Here is a 16756-nt window from a genome sequence, read left to right as displayed (position 1 = left end):
CCGCTCAACGTTGTTGCCAATCGCTCATGTAGGCCCACTACATTTCACGCTTGGCGCCTAGTTGAACGGGAAGATGCTCGGGGCGCGTAGCCCGGGGCGCGTAGCCTCCAGCAGTGGTGCCAAATTAGTGTCAACAGGCCCTAGTACATCTTGCCAGTGACGTCCACTAGCGACAGTTCGAGACCTAAGTATTTATGGGTGTCTTAATAGTGGATGCTACTGATTCAGTCCTGAAATCCTAGATTCTTCTGGTGGTGCCGCATTTCTATGGGTGTCTTGATTGGTAGTTTGAGGTGGTTCAGCTCTAAAGGTGGGTGTCTTGATAGGCGTCTTGATAGGCGTTAAAGGTGGGTGTCTTGATAGGCCGTTTCTTGATAGGCCGGGTTGGAGCTAGCCTCAAATATTATGAAGATAATACCCTTTTTGGATATGTCCGTGGGACAATTGGACCCTCGATGTGCGTTCTCGTCATCTCAGGCTTCAGTTCACGGTGTGGCCTCTGATCAGTATTAGGAAGAATTATGGCAATTATGTTTCCTCGATTTTTGTCTCAGGTTAAGGGCTTTTTAGCTCACGATGAGGGCAGAGCCCTGGCGGAGATGGCGTTTGAGCATTGCCGGGAGCTACCTGCCTTAGAAGTGGGCAGTTATTGCGGTAAGTCGACCATTTATCTGGCATCGGCCTGCCAAGCCCACGGCTCCGTAGTGTATGCCGTCGACCACCACCGGGGCTCTGAGGAGCACCAGCCTGGCGAGGAATACCACGACCCAGCATTGTACGACAGCCAATACGAAGTGATGGACTCATTTCGGGAGTTCCGGCGCAATATGGTTGCGGCGCGGGTGGAAGATGCGGTAGTGCCCATTGTTGCTCGCTCTGAGGTGGCCGCCAAACTGTGGCATACCCCCCTAGGGCTGGCGTTTATCGATGGCGGACACAGTGAGCTGGCTGCGCAAACGGACTACAGCTGCTGGGCTCCCCACGTGGTATCTGGTGGTATTTTGGCCATTCACGACCTCTTCCCAGATCCGACGCAGGGGGGGCAAGCACCGATCAATATTTGGCGCCAAGCTTTGGCTAGTGGTGAGTTTGAGGAGGTGGCAGTAGTCAAGACGTTGGGGTTTTTACGCCGTCACTGAACGCTTTGTGGGTTTTAGAGTCTCAACGCCATATTAGTTTAGTAAATTACTCGGTTAAAAGGTTGACTATTTTGCTCGGGTTTATGAAAATCCGCCGTCAATCGCCGTGTTAGGTTCTGATCCCCGGAGTTACTCTATGAGACTGACAACAAAAGGGCGCTATGCGGTTACCGCAATGCTGGATCTGGTCATCAACAGTGGCAGTGGCCCAATCAGCTTGGCTGACATCTCCAAGAGGCAGGAAATTTCACTGTCTTACTTGGAGCAATTGTTCTCAAAGCTGCGCAAGCAAGGCTTGGTGAGCAGTGTTCGAGGCCCCGGCGGCGGCTATACGCTGGGCCGTGAGTCCAACGATATCTACATTGCTGAAATCGTTGATGCTGTGAACGAATCCATAGACGCTACCAACTGCCGTGGCGCCGGTAACTGCCATGGTGGCGAGGTGTGCTTAACCCATCATCTGTGGACGGACTTAAGCGAGCAAATCCACAGCTTCCTGGGCAGCATTAGCCTGCAAAGCCTTGTAGATAAACGCGATCACGAAGCCGAGGTTAAGAAAGCCATGGGCCAAATGACCGACAATGGCGAGCAAATTATTTCCATGCTGGGCTAATTTGGCCCCTAATTAGCTAATGGGCCGGTAGGCAAATTAGCTAAAAGCTGTTAAAAGCAGCCCCCCTAAGCCCCAGGGGTAATTCTCTGGGAAGTTGTATTAACGATGAGTCACTCGTGGCCTAACGGCCAACAAGCTGCGTAAGCACCGCTAGAGTGCCCAAGCTTGTTTCTGTGATTAGCGAGTAAACCCATGACTGAAGAAATTAACGAAGCCCTCGCACGAAAATACGAGGCAGGCTTTGTGTCTGCCATTGAGTCTGAAACCTTTGCCCCTGGCCTGGACGAAGAAGTCATCGCCCGGATCTCTGCGGTTAAAGGTGAGCCCACTTGGATGCTGGAGTGGCGCTTGCAGGCGTTTGAGAAGTGGAAAGCCATGGAAACCCCGGAGTGGGCGCACCTAAACTTCCCCGAGATCGATTACCAGAAGATCTCCTACTACTCCGCGCCCAAGAGCATGGCCGATAAACCCAAAAGCCTGGATGAAGTCGACCCAGAACTACTGGCCACCTATGAAAAGCTCGGTATCCCGCTGGTTGAGCAACAAATGCTGGCCGGAGTGGCGGTGGATGCCGTGTTCGATTCCGTGTCGGTGGTAACTACCTTCCGCGAAAAGCTCGAAGAAGCCGGCGTTATCTTCTGCCCCATCTCCGAGGCATTGCACCGCTTCCCCGATCTGGTAAAACAATACCTGGGCAGTGTTGTGCCGCAGCAGGACAACTATTTTGCCGCACTCAACTGCGCCGTATTTACCGATGGCTCTTTTGTTTACATCCCCAAGGGCGTGCGTTGCCCCATGGAGCTATCCACTTATTTCCGTATCAACGAGCAGAACACTGGACAGTTTGAGCGCACCTTGATTGTGGCTGATGAAGGAAGCTACGTGAGCTACCTTGAGGGCTGCACCGCGCCCCAGCGGGATGAAAACCAACTGCACGCCGCTGTAGTGGAGCTGGTGGCCATGGACGACGCCGAAATCAAATACTCCACAGTACAAAACTGGTATCCCGGTGATGAAAACGGCAAGGGTGGTATTTATAACTTTGTGACCAAGCGAGGCGTGTGCCACACCAACGCCAAAATTAGCTGGACCCAGGTGGAAACCGGCTCGGCCATCACCTGGAAGTACCCCAGCTGTGTACTTAAGGGCGATAACAGCGTGGGCGAATTCTACTCCGTGGCCCTGACCCGCGGAGCCCAGCAAGCCGATACCGGCACGAAGATGATTCACTTAGGTAAAAACACCCGTTCCACCATTATCTCTAAGGGTATTTCAGCCGGTAAAAGCAACAATGCCTACCGCGGTTTGGTGCGTATGAATCCCGGTGCCGATAACGCCCGTAATTTTACCCAGTGCGATTCTTTATTAATCGGCGATCAATGCGGCGCCCACACCTTCCCTTACGTGGAAAGCCGCAATCCCAGCGCCATTGTTGAGCACGAAGCCACCACCTCCAAGGTCAGTGATGACCAAATGTTTTTGTGCCAGCAGCGTGGCTTGGACGCTGAAAAAGCGGTGTCGATGATCGTCAATGGCTTCTGTAAAGAAGTCTTCAAAGAATTGCCCATGGAGTTTGCGGTAGAGGCCGGCAAACTACTTGAAATCAGCCTGGAGGGCTCAGTGGGTTAAGCCCCCTGGAGTAAAAAGAATATGTCTAACGATACACTTTTATCTGTTCGCGATTTAAAAGCCCGCGTGGAAGAAAAAACCATTCTTAAGGGGCTTAACTTAGAAATTAAACCTGGCGAAGTACACGCCATTATGGGCCCCAACGGTGCCGGTAAAAGTACCCTGGGCTATGTGCTGTCCGGCCGCGAGGGCTACGAGGTGGAATCTGGCAAAGCGGTACTGGACGGTAAAGATCTGATCGAGCTGGATATCGAAGAGCGCGCGCGGGCCGGTTTGTTTTTGGCGTTTCAATACCCAGTGGAAATCCCCGGTGTTAGCAATCTCGAATTTTTAAAAGCCGCGGTGGATGCCCATCGCGCCGCCAACGATCAAGAGCCGGTGAGCTCAAAAGATTTCTTAAAGCAGGCTCGTGAAGTTTGCAAACAAGTTAACCTACCTGCGGAATTTTTAAAGCGTGGTGTTAACGAAGGTTTCTCCGGCGGTGAGAAAAAACGCAACGAAATTATGCAAATGCTGCTGTTGCAGCCCAAGCTGTGCATTTTGGATGAATCCGATTCCGGCTTGGATATCGATGCTTTAAAAGTTGTGGCCGATGGCGTGAACAGCATGCGCGATGGCCAGCGGGCGTTTATCGTGGTTACCCACTACCAGCGCTTGCTGGATTACATCAAACCCGACTACGTACACGTGTTGTCCGACGGTGCCATCGTTAAAAGTGGCGATGCCTCGCTGGCACTGGAGCTGGAAGCCCAGGGTTATGCTTGGCTGGAAGAGCGCAAAGCGCAAGACCCAATCGAGCTGCACCAAGAGGTGAATAAATGAGTCACTGGCTAACCCAGGTACTCGCGCGCGGCTCACAGCAAAACCAAGCCACAAGCCCGTGGCTTGAAACGGCCAGAGAAGAGTCTCTGGCGGCACTGCATCAGCGTGATCTACCCACTCGTAAAACCGAAGACTGGCGCTATCTGCCGCTGGGCATTTTAAACCGTTTTGAGCCAGCTACCGCCGATACCGGCGCCTATCAAGCCGAGCCGCTGCCCGGTTTAGAATCACTGGATTTGGTGTTTGTAAATGGCGTTCTGTTGACAGCGCTAGAGAGCTTGGGCCCGTTGGAACCAGGCTTAACTATAACCACCTTAGCGGATGCACCGGAAGCTACAGGCGCTGCCGTATTTAACCAAGTAAAACCGCAGCGCCACTTTTTTGGCCTGGTGAATGATTTACTGGCTAGCACCGGCGTGGTGATTTCTGTGGCCGAAGGCTGCGCTATTAAAACACCCATTCGATTGGTGCATTGGCAAAGCGGTGGCGAAGGCCACACCCGCCATTTAATTCACCTGGCGAAAAACGCCGAGCTGTGTGTAATAGAGCAACACCAGGGCAGCGATAGCGCCAGCTTAAACACCAGTTTCAGCGAATACCAAATTGACGAAGGCGCGCGCCTGCATCAAAGTCGTTTTGCCCTGCAAACCGGTAATGCGCTGAACTTTGGAGGTTGCCACTTCAATCTGAGCGACAACAGCCAACTGCATTCCACGTTGGTGGGTTTTGGCAGCCAGTTGGCGCGGCTGGATACTGATATTAATCACACCGGCCAGCATGGCCACGCTTTACAAAATGCCATTTACTTGCTGGGCGAGAAAGAGCTGTTCGACCTGCACAGTAACGTTGAGCACGCCAACCCCAATGGCACCAGCGAGCAAAACGTGCGCGGTATTGTCGGCGATAAAGGCAAGGCGGTTTTTAATGGTCGTATTCATATTCATCGCTACGCACAGAAAACCCTAGCTGAGCTAAACAACCGCAACTTGCTGTTAACGCGCAATGCCGAGGTGTACACCAAGCCGGAGCTGGAAATCTACGCCGACGACGTGCGCTGTGCCCACGGCGCCACCGTGGCAGAGCTGGACAGCAAAGCGCTCTACTACATGCAGTCGCGTGGTATCAGCCAGGCCGATGCGCGCATTATGCTCAACTTTGGCTTTATCAACGAATTGATCGAACAGATCGATATGGCACCGGTGGCCGAGTGGCTGCAAGCCGCATTAAAAGACCGTATAAGCGGTCTGCGCCATCAAGCGTCGGAGGAGTAATCATGGGCCTAGATGTACAAGCACTGCGTGAAGAATTCCCTATTCTGCAGCGCCAAATCGATGGCCATCCACTGGTGTATTTGGATAACGCTGCGACTACTCAAAAGCCGCAATGTGTCATCGATGCCATTACTCATTACTACAGTCATTACAACGCCAACGTGCACCGTGGCGCCCATCGGCTAGCCGACGAAGCCACTAAAGCGTTTGAAGCGGCCCGCGACACCATTGCCGGATTTATCAACGCTGCACAGCGCGAAGAAGTCATTTGGACCACAGGCACCACCGAAGCCATCAACCTGGTTAGTCACGGCTTGGCGCATATACTCGAGCCCGGTGACGAAATTATCGCCACACAACTTGAGCACCACGCCAATTTGGTTACCTGGCAGCAGGCGTGTAAAGCCAGCGGAGCCAGCTTTAAGTTGGCGCCTATCACCGAAACCGGTGAGCTGGACCTTGCTGCCTTTGAGGCATTGCTCAATAGCAACACCAAGTTTGTTGCCTTTCCCCATGCCTCCAACGCGTTGGGCACTCTCAATCCAATTAAAGCCTTAACTGCCAAGGCTAAAGCCGTAGGTGCTTGGGTATTGGTGGATGGTGCTCAAGGTATCGCTCACGAGAGAGTTGATGTGCAAGACATCGGTTGCGATTTTTACGCCTTCTCGGCCCACAAAATCTATGGCCCCATGGGCATGGGCGTGCTGTGGGGTAGAGAAGAGCTGCTGCGCGATTGGCCGGTATGGCAAACCGGTGGTGAGATGATTTCCACGGTTACCTACACCAGCGCTGAGTGGAATGTATTACCCTATCGGTTGGAGGCCGGCACACCCAATGTGGGCGGTGCCATCGCCTTTGGCCGCGCGGTACAGTGGTATCAGCAACTCAATGTGGCCGAGGTACATGCCCACGAGCAGGCCTTGTTGGCCAGCTGCACTGAGCAATTAAGCACCCTGGAGGGGTTGACCATTCATGGCACCGCCCCAAACAAGGTAGCCGTGGTTAGCTTTACCATGAACGAGGGGCACCCGGCGGACATTGGCTTTTTGCTGGATCGACAGGCTATTGCCATTCGTACCGGCCACCACTGTGCCGAGCCCTTAATGGCCCACCTGGGGGTGCCAGGCACAGCCCGCGCATCCTTTGCTGCATACAACACCTTGTCCGAGGTCGACGCTCTGGCCCAGGCTCTTGGCAAAGTTAAAATGATGTTGGCTTAAGTCATCGAGAGGATTCACCATGACGGTTTCAACCTTTGACCCTACAGCACAACCGGTCACTGTAACCGATAAAGCTCTGCGCTTTTTTCATCGCAACGCCGAGCAACAGGGGCAGAACGACGAGCAACTAATCCGCTTGAGCGTGAGAACCAGTGGGTGCTCCGGCTACGCCTATGTGCTGGATTTTGTAGACCAGGCACAAGATAAAGACGAGTTGATCGAACTGGATGCAACACTAACTCTGGCGTTGGATCCGGAGGCAGTAACCGTGTTGCGCGGCACTGAGATCGATTTGGTCACCGAAGGTCTCAACCAAACCATTAAATTCAACAACCCCAACGTGGTTGGTGAGTGCGGGTGCGGCGAGAGTTTTAGCGTTAACTAAGGCGGCCAGTTTGCCGCCAACGTACATAATCGAGAGCAGTAAGCAATGGATCAAAAAATGGTGGTTACTAACCGCGATTGCCCGGCACGACGCGTGCCCAGTGGCGACCCGGTAACCATACCTGCCGGCCAGTTTGTCACCATTAACCAAGCCTTGGGCGGTAATTACACAGTGACCTTCCAGGGCAATATGCTGCGCATTGACGGCACCGACGCCGATGCCATCGGTCAAGAGCCAGAACAACTCGAGTTCAGTACCCCGAAAGGCCGCGATATTGCCGATGAGCAAGTGTGGGGTGCCCTAAAAACCGTATTCGATCCAGAGATCCCCATCGATTTGGTGGAGCTGGGGCTCATCTACGAGATGGCTATCGACCAACCTCAGCACACTGTTAACATCAAAATGACGCTCACCGCCCCCGGCTGTGGCATGGGGCCGGTACTGGTTAGTGACGTAAAATACCGCGTAGCTAAAGTGCCTAACGTACAATCGGTAAACGTGGAACTGGTCTTCGATCCACCTTGGTCACGCGAAATGATGAGCGAAGAAGCGCAACTAGAAGCAGGGCTGTTTTTTTAATCCCGCTTATCAAGACACCCATGTTTGACCCGTCGTTATCGGAGTTGTTGTCGTGACACCCATGGTTATTTGTGGTTCTCTACTCTAATCGAGACACCCATGATACCGACCTAATACCCTAACTATGAGTTGGACCTTGATGTCAGACGTTATCATGACACCCACGGTTGTATAGGGTTTTCTGTGAGCAAGAGGTTCTTTCTAATCGAGACACCCACGATAACGGACAAACTTTAGGCCCCTACAATGGGCTCCAGCCCTACCGACGGGCTATCTAGTACTCTAATCGAGACACCCATGATACCGGCCTAATAACCTAACGATAGATTGGGCCTTGTTTTTAAAGTTATCATGGTACCCACCGATGTGTAGGGTTTTCTCTGATCGATAGGTTCTTTCTATTCAAGACGCCCAAGATAGCGGACAAACTTTAGGCGCTCTAAAATGCACGGCCCTATCTAGACACCCATGGGTAGGTCAAAATCCAATACCCAGCGTCACTGATTAAAGTGGCCTTGTTAAGAAACTAAAACGCACACAGTTATGTCTACAACACCTCAGGAAATGATCGATGATCTCAGTTTTTTTGATGACTGGGAGGAGCGATATAAGTACATTATTGACCTTGGCCGCGAGTTGGATCCCATGGTTGAAGATTTGCGCACGAACGATCGTCTGGTCAAGGGTTGCCAGAGTAACGTTTGGCTGGAATGTCGTAACGACAGCGGGGTTTTTGAGCTCACTGTTGACAGTGACGCGGTTATCGTAAGAGGGCTGTTAGCTGTGGTTATGGCGGCCTACAATCACAAAAGTGCCGCCGAAATCCTGGCCTTCGATATCGACGCCTACTTTGCGGCTTTGGACTTGGAGCGGCATCTCAGCCCTACGCGTGGCAATGGTCTACGGGCCATTGTGGCAAAGATTAAAGCGTTAGCAGCCCAGGTGTAAACTCAGCGGCTAGGAACAAGAAACTTATGCGAGCCAACCGTCATCTTACATTGTTTGAAAAACGTCAATTATCACCGAGCCTCATGCGCTTGGTGTTTACGGGAGAGGATTTAAAGACTTTTCCGGTTGGCGAGGAAAGCGGATACGTTAAACTGCTGTTCCCCGCAGATGGTGAGCGCGAAGTACAGGGCGATAAGCTTGACGACAAACCCTATTTTAAGGCCCTGCACAAACGTACGTTTACAATTAGGCAATACAAGCCTGAAGATAACACCTTGCACATTGATGGCGTTTGTCACAGTTTCGGTCATCCAGAGCAGGGGCCAGCAAATGCATGGATAGAAACTGCCGCTCCAGGCCATGCGATCTGGGTATCGGGGCCTGGTGAGAAAAAGTTGATTAATGCGCCTTCGGATTGGTATTTCTTCGTTGGTGATATGACAGCGTTACCAGCGATTGCTGTGAATTTAGCCCAGTTAGAGGGCGACGCTCGAGGCTATGCCGTGATTGAAGTGATGAGCTCTGGCGATATTGTAGAGCTGCCTCGACCAGATAATCTAGAGGTGCACTGGGTTATAAACAGCGATCCGAAGTGCCCCAGCACGTATTTAGCGCAGGCAGCTCGTGAGCGGCCATGGCAGGAAGGTGTGCCGTCGGTTTGGGTTGCCGGTGAGTTTGAGTTGATGCGGGATCTTCGAAAGTACTTTAAGAGAGAGCGCTCTGTACCCAAATCTCAGGTATACGCCAGTAGTTATTGGAAAATAGGCGAAAGTGACGAGGGTAATAAACGCGCCAAGAAGCAGGATGAGCTTATTGCCGAGGATTAGTAGCCTCTTATTAACCCGAGTTGCCGTGCGGCCATAAGTGCAGCAGAGGCTATATGCGATAGTAAATCAGGTAAGTTCATAAGCTAGAGCATACGCCTAGTTAGAAATATCTATTAGCCTTAAATTGGTAAACCTTAGTGCTGTTTTTTTAAAGAGTGTGTCAAAGTGTCTTGCTAGGCGGTTTATTTATATCGCGTTGCGTTCTATCTCTGTAGCAGTGATTATAACGCGTCAAACATAGAAAAGTTCTAATAAGCGAAATAAGTTAAGCGCGTTTCAACAATCTCTCAGGGTGATTGTTATCAAACAGAAACTCAGATCAAAATATAATAAAAAACCATTCTCTCTTGGGCGTATCTGCTTCGTTGGCTTGTTTACTTGCCTGTCTTTTGTTCTTTTCTTGCCTTCGTCCGTGAGTGCTATAGAGAGAACTTTTGGAATTGTGGCAAAGTCCATAGATGACAAGAATTTTATTGATGCATGGCAAGGTTGCAATGCTGCGGCTCTGGAGAACTCTGATCGTTGTGTGCTATTAGGCCCCACGGGTGCTGCGCATTTGCGCAAGCAGGAACAGGCTATATTAGGCGCGCTGGAATCTGGTAAGTATGACGGGCTTGCGATTTCGGTTATTGATTCAAAGCACCTCGCGCCCATCATAAAAGATGCTAATGTTCCAGTAATCACTTTCGATTCACCTCTAAACAAACCCTACGCTAGCCTTAGTCAATCTTACGTTGGCATAGATAACTTTGAGCTAGGGCAGAGTTTAGCTGAACTTGCAAAATTGTTTTTGAGAGGAAAAGAGCAGTTTTGCCTAATGACAGACATGCACGACGCAAATCTAGCGCTAAGGGTGAGCGGAGTCCGGCAAGTGCTCAAAGCAAGTGGCAGCTCGAGCGCTAATGCGCCAAATTGGTATGAGTGGTCGCGCAGCCCTTGGAATACCTCGGATAAAATCGACCGTTCTTTAATACAGTTAAACGGTACCTTGCACTCGATGGGCCAGGGGGCGGTAATATCCGTTGGGCAATGGCCAATTTTGGATGAGGTCGAGTATCGGGAAATAGCGACGCCTTTTTTTAACCAGTTCGATCGCCAGGAGATAGTGGTAGTTCTGGCAACTGGTGGGCACGGTGTTAACGTGGCAGAAAGCTTACTGAGAGACGGCTTGTTACACGGATATGTGAGTGTGGATTTCTACGCGATTGGCTCGCAAATTTATCAGGTTTTGCGGAATTTATCTAACGGGCTAAATGTTGAAGAGACTTACCTTATCCCTGTCACGAAACATTTTAAAGAGTAGTGTTAAAGATGGTAGGGGTCCGTGTATCAATAGTGTTCAAAAATTTAGAGGGCTGCTAAAAAGTAATGGGCTATAGATCATTACGCCATAATGTGTCAACCTTATCCAAAATAATAGCGGTTCACTCGCAACCCGGGTGTCCTCTTGTATCCTAGGCATTGGGCCGCAACTATTACTTGTTTTACATTGCCAATCAATTTGGCTGTATGCGCTTCGAAATTCGTAGCGAGATGTAGCCATTTGCTTTCAGAAATGCCAAGCTCTTGGATCGTTTCCGGAAGCGACGTGGTATTTCCAGAGCTGTACCCAGCTGTCCAAGTAATTAGCTCTTTATACTCTGTGAAGGTCAGCGGTAAAGTGTTTGGGTTGGGAAGGTCTCGGGCATCTGCAAAAGGCAGCAGTCCTGCGGGTAAACGCTGCTTGTCGGGCTTGAGGCTCAAGCGTTTTTGAATTGAAGTGTGGTCTGAGCCCTCCAGCGAATGTGCTTTTTTTGCCCTAATGGGGTTTAGGTCAACATAGGCCATGCAAGCTAATAATGCTTTTTCATCCAACAGCGCTTGGGACGAAAAACGCCCTTCCCAGAACCTGCCAGTGCACTCGTCTTCTTGGTTAGCTTGGCGTGCAATGGGTTCATTAAGTGACCGCATAAACCAACTGATATCCATAAGTTGATCACGCCATTGGGCCGCTTTTGTGGCTAATGCGGTTGATTCCGCTGGCGAAAGTTGTATGCCATTAACGTACTTCTGTGTAAGAAATGTCCCCTTGTAGAGTCGATGCCAACGTTCGCACACTTCCATGTCAGAGAGAGCACTCGCTGCGGGCTCATTGATGTGCAGTACAACATGCAAGTGATTGCTCATGACGGCATAGGCACAAATGTCGATGGCAAATACACTGGCCAAATGCAAAAGCCGATCTTCAACCCAATGTCTGCGGTGCTCATACGATTTGCCGGTGAGATGATCTTCGCCGCATAAGAAGGCGCGTCTCACACATCGAGAAGTGCAGTGGTAGTAAGGGGTGGCCTTTAGTGAAACTTGAGCCTTTCGTGCTTTTGGCATGTGGGTCTCCTGATTGATACTGGATATAATTACAGCTTAAGAAACCTCCGGTAAATGGGTCGAACACTGTTTCGAGAACGAAATCACAGTTTTTTCCAAATTGAGCAGAAAGTTTTAATACTTTTTATTAGTTATAAAGTTTTGTGCTGCAGTGTTTAAAAAGAGTTTTAATTGGTTGGATCCAGGCCGCTTTACTCAGGTTGGAAGTTTTGTGGTGCCAAATCAGAGTTGAAAGGGGTTAAACAGCGTCTGTAATTCCTTGGGTGTCTCACTAGCGCGGCTGGCCTCTACATTATAGTGCTAAAGTGGGTGTCTCGATAAAAATGGGTGTCTTAACAAAACCCCTTTACTCAGGTTGGAAGTTTTGTGGTGCCAAATTAGAGTTGAAAGGGGTTAAACAGCGTCTGTAATTCCTTGGGTGTCTTACTTGCGCGGCTGGCGTCTACGTTATAGTGCTAAAGTGGGTCTCGGTAAAAATGGGTGTCTTAACAAAACCCCTTAGGAGGGGCGCATCGTGGAAGCAGCATTGGTCTGGGTGTCTTGGTTAGGGGATTATACGCTGATCAGAGTTGAGAGCCTAATAAGGGTCTCAGCTAGAACGCTGGTCAGATGAGTGTCTAAGATAGGTGTCTCTAAGATAGGTGTCGGTGTCTCGGTAAAAATGGGTGTCTCAACAACCCCCCTTAGGAGGGGCGCATCGCGTAAAGAGCATTAGTCTGGGTGTCTTGTTTAGGGGGATTAAAACGCTGGTCAGGGGCGAGATCCTAACATGGGTGTCTCAGCGAGAGCGCAGGTCAGGAGTGTCTAAGGTGGGTGTCTTGATTAGAGGGGCTTGATTAGAGGGGCTTGATTAGAGGCGCTTGATTAGAGCGGGATGGATTGGCTTGGATGGGGTTGTTAGAATGTTGTTGGTTTTGTTTGTCTCATTGGTTTAAAGGGAATTTTTTATGCGAGCTTGGATTGTTGGGGGTTTTTGGCTGCTTGTTGCATCGGGTGTTTCGGCTGAGGGAGATAGGTCGGAGGTGATAGATGTGATTATTGAGGGTGCGGGTTATGAGCAGTATTTAGAAAAAAGTTACAGCCGGCTATCCGATGATCTTAAAAAAATGCCAGGGCAATTAAAAATGAGCGAGTCGGAAATGCCTATATTCGATCGTTATTACGCGCAGATTATGCAGCTCGTTAAAGAAGAATGGTCTTGGGCTAATGTTCGAGATAATATTTACGCGCTTTACGACGATAGCTTCACCGATGCGGAGTTGGAAATTATTGCGACAATGTATGAGGCGGATGCGATTAATACGATTACTAAAAAGATGCCGCAGGTCACTAATCGAGCAAATGAAATTGCTCAGGATAATGTGAAGTCGATTCTGCCCGAGATCAAGGCTTTGACAAAATCCATGGCGGAGAAGGTTAAAAGCATGCGGGCTGCGAAATAAGCAAAAATTGTCTAAGTTAGATTCTGTCAGTTGAACTAAGCCACGGCCTGCCAGTCACACAGTTGAGGTGGTTGGTTGTGGCTTTTTGTTCGATGGTCAAATTATTTGACGGCCAAACTCCCGGCAAACAATTTGGCGTTCTCTATTTAATCGTTCTCTGTTTAATTAAGTATCTTCGGCTTGTAATGCTTACATTTTTTTGTAAATTTTTCGTTGCTTGCAAGCCGATGAGTGTTAGTTACTCGTAGTAAATAAAGACCTCTCATATTGATTTGGCCCAGTCACCTCTCTTGTGTGCGGCATTCGCCGTGACTGAGTTTTCCAGTTTTTATCCTGTTGAGGTGATCCTATGAGTACAACAGTCTCCGAAGTTATTGTCGAAACATTGCTCGAGTCCGGTGCAAAGCGTTGCTATGGCATAGTGGGCGATACCATTAATCATTTTACCAATGCCATTGCGAAATCGCCCTTAGAGTGGGTGCATGTTCGCCACGAAGAGGTTGGTGCGTTTGCCGCCGGGGCGGAAGCCTACATGACCGATGAGCTTACCGTGTGTGCCGGCACCTGCGGGCCGGGCAGCTTGCATTTTGTTAACGGTATTTATGAAAGCCATCGTAATGGCGGCCCCGTACTGTTGATCGCCTCTCAGGTGGATAGCGCGGAAGAAGGCCTGCACTTTCCACAAGAGGTAGACCAAAAAAAGGTTTACGAGCAGTGCTCGGTGTTTTGTGAAAAAATTCAAAACCCTGAGCAAGCCAAAAGAATTGTGGTTATGGCCGCTCAAGCCGCTTTAAATAAGCGAGGCGTGGCGGTGGTCATTGTTAATGGTGACATGTTTAAGCGCACACCTGAGCAAGCAGCTCCGTGGCGGGTGCATCGGTCAACACCGATGGTGCGGCCAAGTGATGCCGATTTGGCGTCATTGGCGGCGCTGATCAACAGCGCGGTAAAACCAGCCATATACGCGGGCATCGGTGCCAAGCACGCTCAAGATTCTCTGATCGCGTTGGCGGAAAAGCTCCAGGCGCCCATCGCTCATACCACTCGAGCTAAAGAGTTTGTTGAGCCAAACAACCCCTATTGTGTTGGCATGACGGGTATCCTAGGCAACAAGGCTGGGTTGCACGCATTTGAAGAGTGCGATTTATTGCTGTGCTTAGGCAGCGATTTTGCGTACACCCAGTTTTATCCTGAGCAAGCACAAATCGTCCAGGTGGACATCGAAGCATCCCATCTGGGCCGGCGTACGCCCATTGATTTGGGTTTGGTCGGTGATGTGGAGTCCACTATTGCGGCGTTGCTGCCACTGGTTGATCAAAAGCAAGACAGCCAGTTTTTAACGCAAGCTAAGCAGCAATACCAAAAAGATTTGCACACCTATTTAGAGCGTGCGGAATCCGGTAATGATCTTATCCATCCGCAAACCGTCACCCATCTGTTGAATGAATTGGCTAATGACGATGCCATTTTTACCGCAGATGGTGGCTCGCCCATGGTGTGGTTGTTACGGCATCTTTCGGCCAACGGTAAACGTCGTTTCCTCACCAGTCTGGCCCACGGCACCATGGCCAATGCCTATCCACAAGCGCTGGGTATTTCCTTGGCTTATCCAGGCCGCCAAGTTATTGCCATGTGTGGTGATGGCGGGCTTAGCATGCTGATGGGCGATCTTCTCACCTTAGCGCAGGAACAAATCCCAGTTAAGTTGTTGGTATTTAACAACCATTCTTTGGGCTTCGTCGAGATGGAGCAGCGCGTGGAGGGTATGCTGGATAACTACACCGAACTGAAAAACCCGAACTTCGCCGAGGTGGCGAAAGTGGTTGGCCTTCAGGGCTGGAAGGTAACCCATACCGATGAGCTGCATTCGGCTATGGAGCAATGGTTGGCGAGTGATCAGCCCGGTATTCTGGATGTCGACGTGAACCGAGTTGAGTTGGTGATGCCGCCACAGATTCAAGCCTCGCAAGTGGCGTCTACGGCGTTATTTGGTGTTAAAGCCGTATTGAACGGCCGAGCCGATGAAGTGGTAGCCTTACTGCGCGATAATTTTGTCCGCTAAAGCGTGGGCTCTAGTGTTGTTTAACCTACAACACGCCCGTTAATGAGCAGTGCGCGCCCGGCCGAGCCAGCCGGGCGCTAAAAGCGCTAAAGTTATACTAAGGCAGTGATTGCTTAGTCTCGTTAGACAAAATCTTAACTTCGCGTTGTGGGAAGGGTATTTCAATATTGTTTTCGCGCAGCGTTTCAAAAATAATTAATAGAAGATCTCCACCCACGCGGTTCTTGCCGTCGTCTATTCCTTCCATCCAGAATTCCACAAACATATTTATACCGCTGTCACCAAAGCTGTCTATCTCGCAATCAGGGCGCTCCTCAATGGGAACTTGCTCGCCGCTAATCACCTGAGGATGCTCAGAAACAGCCACTTTAATCAGCTCTACCATGGCTCGAATATCGGTATCGTAGGCAACGGAGAAGTCCACTCGGTAGCGCTGCTTAAAGTTTTTGTGGGTCCAGTTGGTAAAGGTGCTGCTAATGAATTTTTCGTTGGGCACTACAATGTCCTTGCCATCGTAGGTTTCCAAGGTAGTTGAGCGCATATTTAATTGCGTAACAATGCCCGTGCGGCCGTCTTCCAGCTCTACGTAGTCGCCCACGGTTACTGATCGGTCCAGCAGTATGATAATGCCGGAGATAAAGTTAGAAGCGATGGCCTGTAAACCAAAGCCAAGGCCCACACCAACAGCACCACCAAATACGGCCAGGGCGGTCAAATTGATGCCCAAGACCTGCAACATTAAAAAGAAGACTAGGGTAAAAATGCCAATTTCGAACATTTTTGCCATGACTTCTCGGGTTCTAACGTCAATGGATTCTTGCCGGCGGATGATGGTTTGGCCGGTGGCGTTGGATACTCGTCCTAACCAAAACAGCAGTGAGCCAAAAATCAATAACCGGACAACACCGTAACCCGATAACCGTATGTTACCTACGGTTATGGCGATGGAGTCTAAAACGGTTATAACGTCATCCAGCAGGCCAACTAGGTGTAAAAATAATAGCGGGGTGCCCACCCAGTGAAACCAATTGGCGACTAATTTGTTGCGTATGGCCAAGCGCACAAAATTATGAAATAGCAGCAGCATGGCAACCACAATGGCAATCTTAAATACCCATGGCGTCGTGATTTGCAGTTTGCTGGCCTCGGCGGCAAATCTAAGGCCAATGATCGCCAGTAGAGGGAAAAGTAATCTCCCGCAGCGATAAATCAAATGGAGCAGAGGGTAGCCCTGTGAATTATCCGGTGCTTTTCTTAACAGTGGTATAAAAGCTCGAATGCGCGATGCTAGGCCGTAGGCTGCGATATAAATCGCAAAAATCAGCCCCAGTTGAATGACGGTTTCGGGTTGTGTGAGTTGTTCGGTGACGATTTTTTTATAGTTATTGAGTAGCTCTAGCAAAGATTCTTTGGTCACGCCGGGCCTCTTAGATAGTAATGCCTGGCGCTATA

Annotated in this window: 15 protein-coding genes; 13 read left to right on the top strand and 2 right to left on the bottom strand. The window is 50.1% G+C overall.

The genetic code is table 11. The features are described from left to right. The first annotated feature begins 521 nt into the window (after positions 1 to 521). The 11 genes from ACGHM3_RS20070 (at position 522) to ACGHM3_RS20020 (ending at position 10736) form a co-directional block, all read left to right on the top strand. A complete protein-coding gene (locus ACGHM3_RS20070) occupies positions 522 to 1139 on the top strand; it encodes a class I SAM-dependent methyltransferase (RefSeq protein WP_345423235.1) in 618 nt (205 codons plus the stop codon). Between the two features lie 136 nt (positions 1140 to 1275). Next, a complete protein-coding gene (gene iscR, locus ACGHM3_RS20065; protein WP_345423232.1) occupies positions 1276 to 1752 on the top strand; it encodes a Fe-S cluster assembly transcriptional regulator IscR in 477 nt (158 codons plus the stop codon). Positions 1753 to 1944: 192 nt separating this feature from the next. After that, a complete protein-coding gene (sufB, locus tag ACGHM3_RS20060) occupies positions 1945 to 3381 on the top strand; it encodes a Fe-S cluster assembly protein SufB (protein ID WP_345423229.1) in 1437 nt (478 codons plus the stop codon). A gap of 21 nt (positions 3382 to 3402) precedes the next feature. Further along, positions 3403 to 4203 carry a Fe-S cluster assembly ATPase SufC gene (sufC, locus tag ACGHM3_RS20055; protein WP_345423226.1) on the top strand — a complete coding sequence of 267 codons (801 nt, stop codon included), beginning with the start codon at positions 3403 to 3405 and terminating at the stop codon, positions 4201 to 4203. Beyond that, positions 4200 to 5474, top strand: a complete 1275-nt coding sequence (gene sufD, locus ACGHM3_RS20050; protein WP_345423223.1) for a Fe-S cluster assembly protein SufD — start codon at positions 4200 to 4202, stop codon at positions 5472 to 5474. The genes sufC and sufD overlap by 4 nt, the downstream gene beginning before the upstream one ends. A gap of 2 nt (positions 5475 to 5476) precedes the next feature. Next, on the top strand, positions 5477 to 6694 hold the full coding sequence (locus ACGHM3_RS20045) for a cysteine desulfurase (RefSeq protein ID WP_345423220.1): 1218 nt from the start codon (positions 5477 to 5479) through the stop codon (positions 6692 to 6694). Positions 6695 to 6713: 19 nt separating this feature from the next. Further along, the gene (locus tag ACGHM3_RS20040) at positions 6714 to 7079 is read left to right on the top strand and encodes an iron-sulfur cluster assembly accessory protein (RefSeq protein ID WP_345423217.1); all 366 of its coding nucleotides are present in this window, start codon (positions 6714 to 6716) and stop codon (positions 7077 to 7079) included. Positions 7080 to 7124: 45 nt separating this feature from the next. After that, positions 7125 to 7658 carry a putative Fe-S cluster assembly protein SufT gene (gene sufT, locus ACGHM3_RS20035; protein WP_345423214.1) on the top strand — a complete coding sequence of 178 codons (534 nt, stop codon included), beginning with the start codon at positions 7125 to 7127 and terminating at the stop codon, positions 7656 to 7658. A gap of 543 nt (positions 7659 to 8201) precedes the next feature. Next, positions 8202 to 8606 (top strand): SufE family protein, encoded by a 405-nt coding sequence (locus ACGHM3_RS20030; protein ID WP_345423211.1) that lies wholly within the window; start codon positions 8202 to 8204, stop codon positions 8604 to 8606. A 26-nt stretch (positions 8607 to 8632) separates the two neighbouring features. Continuing rightward, positions 8633 to 9433, top strand: coding sequence for a siderophore-interacting protein (locus ACGHM3_RS20025; RefSeq protein WP_345423208.1), 801 nt, complete (start codon positions 8633 to 8635; stop codon positions 9431 to 9433). 292 nt (positions 9434 to 9725) lie between these two features. Next, positions 9726 to 10736 (top strand): substrate-binding domain-containing protein, encoded by a 1011-nt coding sequence (locus tag ACGHM3_RS20020; RefSeq protein ID WP_345423205.1) that lies wholly within the window; start codon positions 9726 to 9728, stop codon positions 10734 to 10736. Positions 10737 to 10837: 101 nt separating this feature from the next. Here the strand turns inward: ACGHM3_RS20020 and ACGHM3_RS20015 are convergent, their stop codons facing one another. Then, positions 10838 to 11800: a transposase gene (locus ACGHM3_RS20015; protein ID WP_345423202.1), complete on the bottom strand. Its 963-nt coding sequence runs from the start codon at positions 11798 to 11800 to the stop codon at positions 10838 to 10840. Positions 11801 to 12747: 947 nt separating this feature from the next. Here ACGHM3_RS20015 and ACGHM3_RS20010 point away from each other — a divergent pair. Together ACGHM3_RS20010 and ACGHM3_RS20005 are read left to right on the top strand one after the other, a co-directional pair. Beyond that, positions 12748 to 13242: a DUF2059 domain-containing protein gene (locus tag ACGHM3_RS20010; protein ID WP_345423199.1), complete on the top strand. Its 495-nt coding sequence runs from the start codon at positions 12748 to 12750 to the stop codon at positions 13240 to 13242. Positions 13243 to 13591: 349 nt separating this feature from the next. Beyond that, the gene (locus tag ACGHM3_RS20005; protein ID WP_345423196.1) at positions 13592 to 15304 is read left to right on the top strand and encodes a thiamine pyrophosphate-dependent enzyme; all 1713 of its coding nucleotides are present in this window, start codon (positions 13592 to 13594) and stop codon (positions 15302 to 15304) included. A gap of 97 nt (positions 15305 to 15401) precedes the next feature. On the opposite strand, the gene ACGHM3_RS20000 is transcribed toward ACGHM3_RS20005, so the two are convergent. Then, a complete protein-coding gene (locus ACGHM3_RS20000; RefSeq protein ID WP_390517493.1) occupies positions 15402 to 16721 on the bottom strand; it encodes a mechanosensitive ion channel family protein in 1320 nt (439 codons plus the stop codon). Positions 16722 to 16756: the final 35 nt, after the last annotated feature.

The sequence above is a fragment of the Halioxenophilus aromaticivorans genome (assembly GCF_042850945.1).
Taxonomy (GTDB): Bacteria; Pseudomonadota; Gammaproteobacteria; order Pseudomonadales; family Cellvibrionaceae; genus Halioxenophilus; species Halioxenophilus aromaticivorans.
The sequence above is the reverse complement of the archived record's forward strand: the minus strand, read 5'-3'. Positions and strand labels throughout refer to the sequence as shown.

Bases quoted from the DNA above. Each gene is read 5' to 3' on its own strand.
- sufD (WP_345423223.1), top strand. From the start codon at position 4,200: ATGAGTCACTGGCTAACCCAGGTACTCGCGCGCGGCTCACAGCAAAAC.
- ACGHM3_RS20005 (WP_345423196.1), top strand. From the start codon at position 13,592: ATGAGTACAACAGTCTCCGAAGTTATTGTCGAAACATTGCTCGAGTCC.
- ACGHM3_RS20040 (WP_345423217.1), top strand. From the start codon at position 6,714: ATGACGGTTTCAACCTTTGACCCTACAGCACAACCGGTCACTGTAACC.
- sufT (WP_345423214.1), top strand. From the start codon at position 7,125: ATGGATCAAAAAATGGTGGTTACTAACCGCGATTGCCCGGCACGACGC.
- iscR (WP_345423232.1), top strand. From the start codon at position 1,276: ATGAGACTGACAACAAAAGGGCGCTATGCGGTTACCGCAATGCTGGAT.
- ACGHM3_RS20010 (WP_345423199.1), top strand. From the start codon at position 12,748: ATGCGAGCTTGGATTGTTGGGGGTTTTTGGCTGCTTGTTGCATCGGGT.
- ACGHM3_RS20025 (WP_345423208.1), top strand. From the start codon at position 8,633: ATGCGAGCCAACCGTCATCTTACATTGTTTGAAAAACGTCAATTATCA.
- ACGHM3_RS20015 (WP_345423202.1), bottom strand. From the start codon at position 11,800: ATGCCAAAAGCACGAAAGGCTCAAGTTTCACTAAAGGCCACCCCTTAC.
- ACGHM3_RS20030 (WP_345423211.1), top strand. From the start codon at position 8,202: ATGTCTACAACACCTCAGGAAATGATCGATGATCTCAGTTTTTTTGAT.
- ACGHM3_RS20070 (WP_345423235.1), top strand. From the start codon at position 522: ATGGCAATTATGTTTCCTCGATTTTTGTCTCAGGTTAAGGGCTTTTTA.
- ACGHM3_RS20045 (WP_345423220.1), top strand. From the start codon at position 5,477: ATGGGCCTAGATGTACAAGCACTGCGTGAAGAATTCCCTATTCTGCAG.
- sufB (WP_345423229.1), top strand. From the start codon at position 1,945: ATGACTGAAGAAATTAACGAAGCCCTCGCACGAAAATACGAGGCAGGC.
- sufC (WP_345423226.1), top strand. From the start codon at position 3,403: ATGTCTAACGATACACTTTTATCTGTTCGCGATTTAAAAGCCCGCGTG.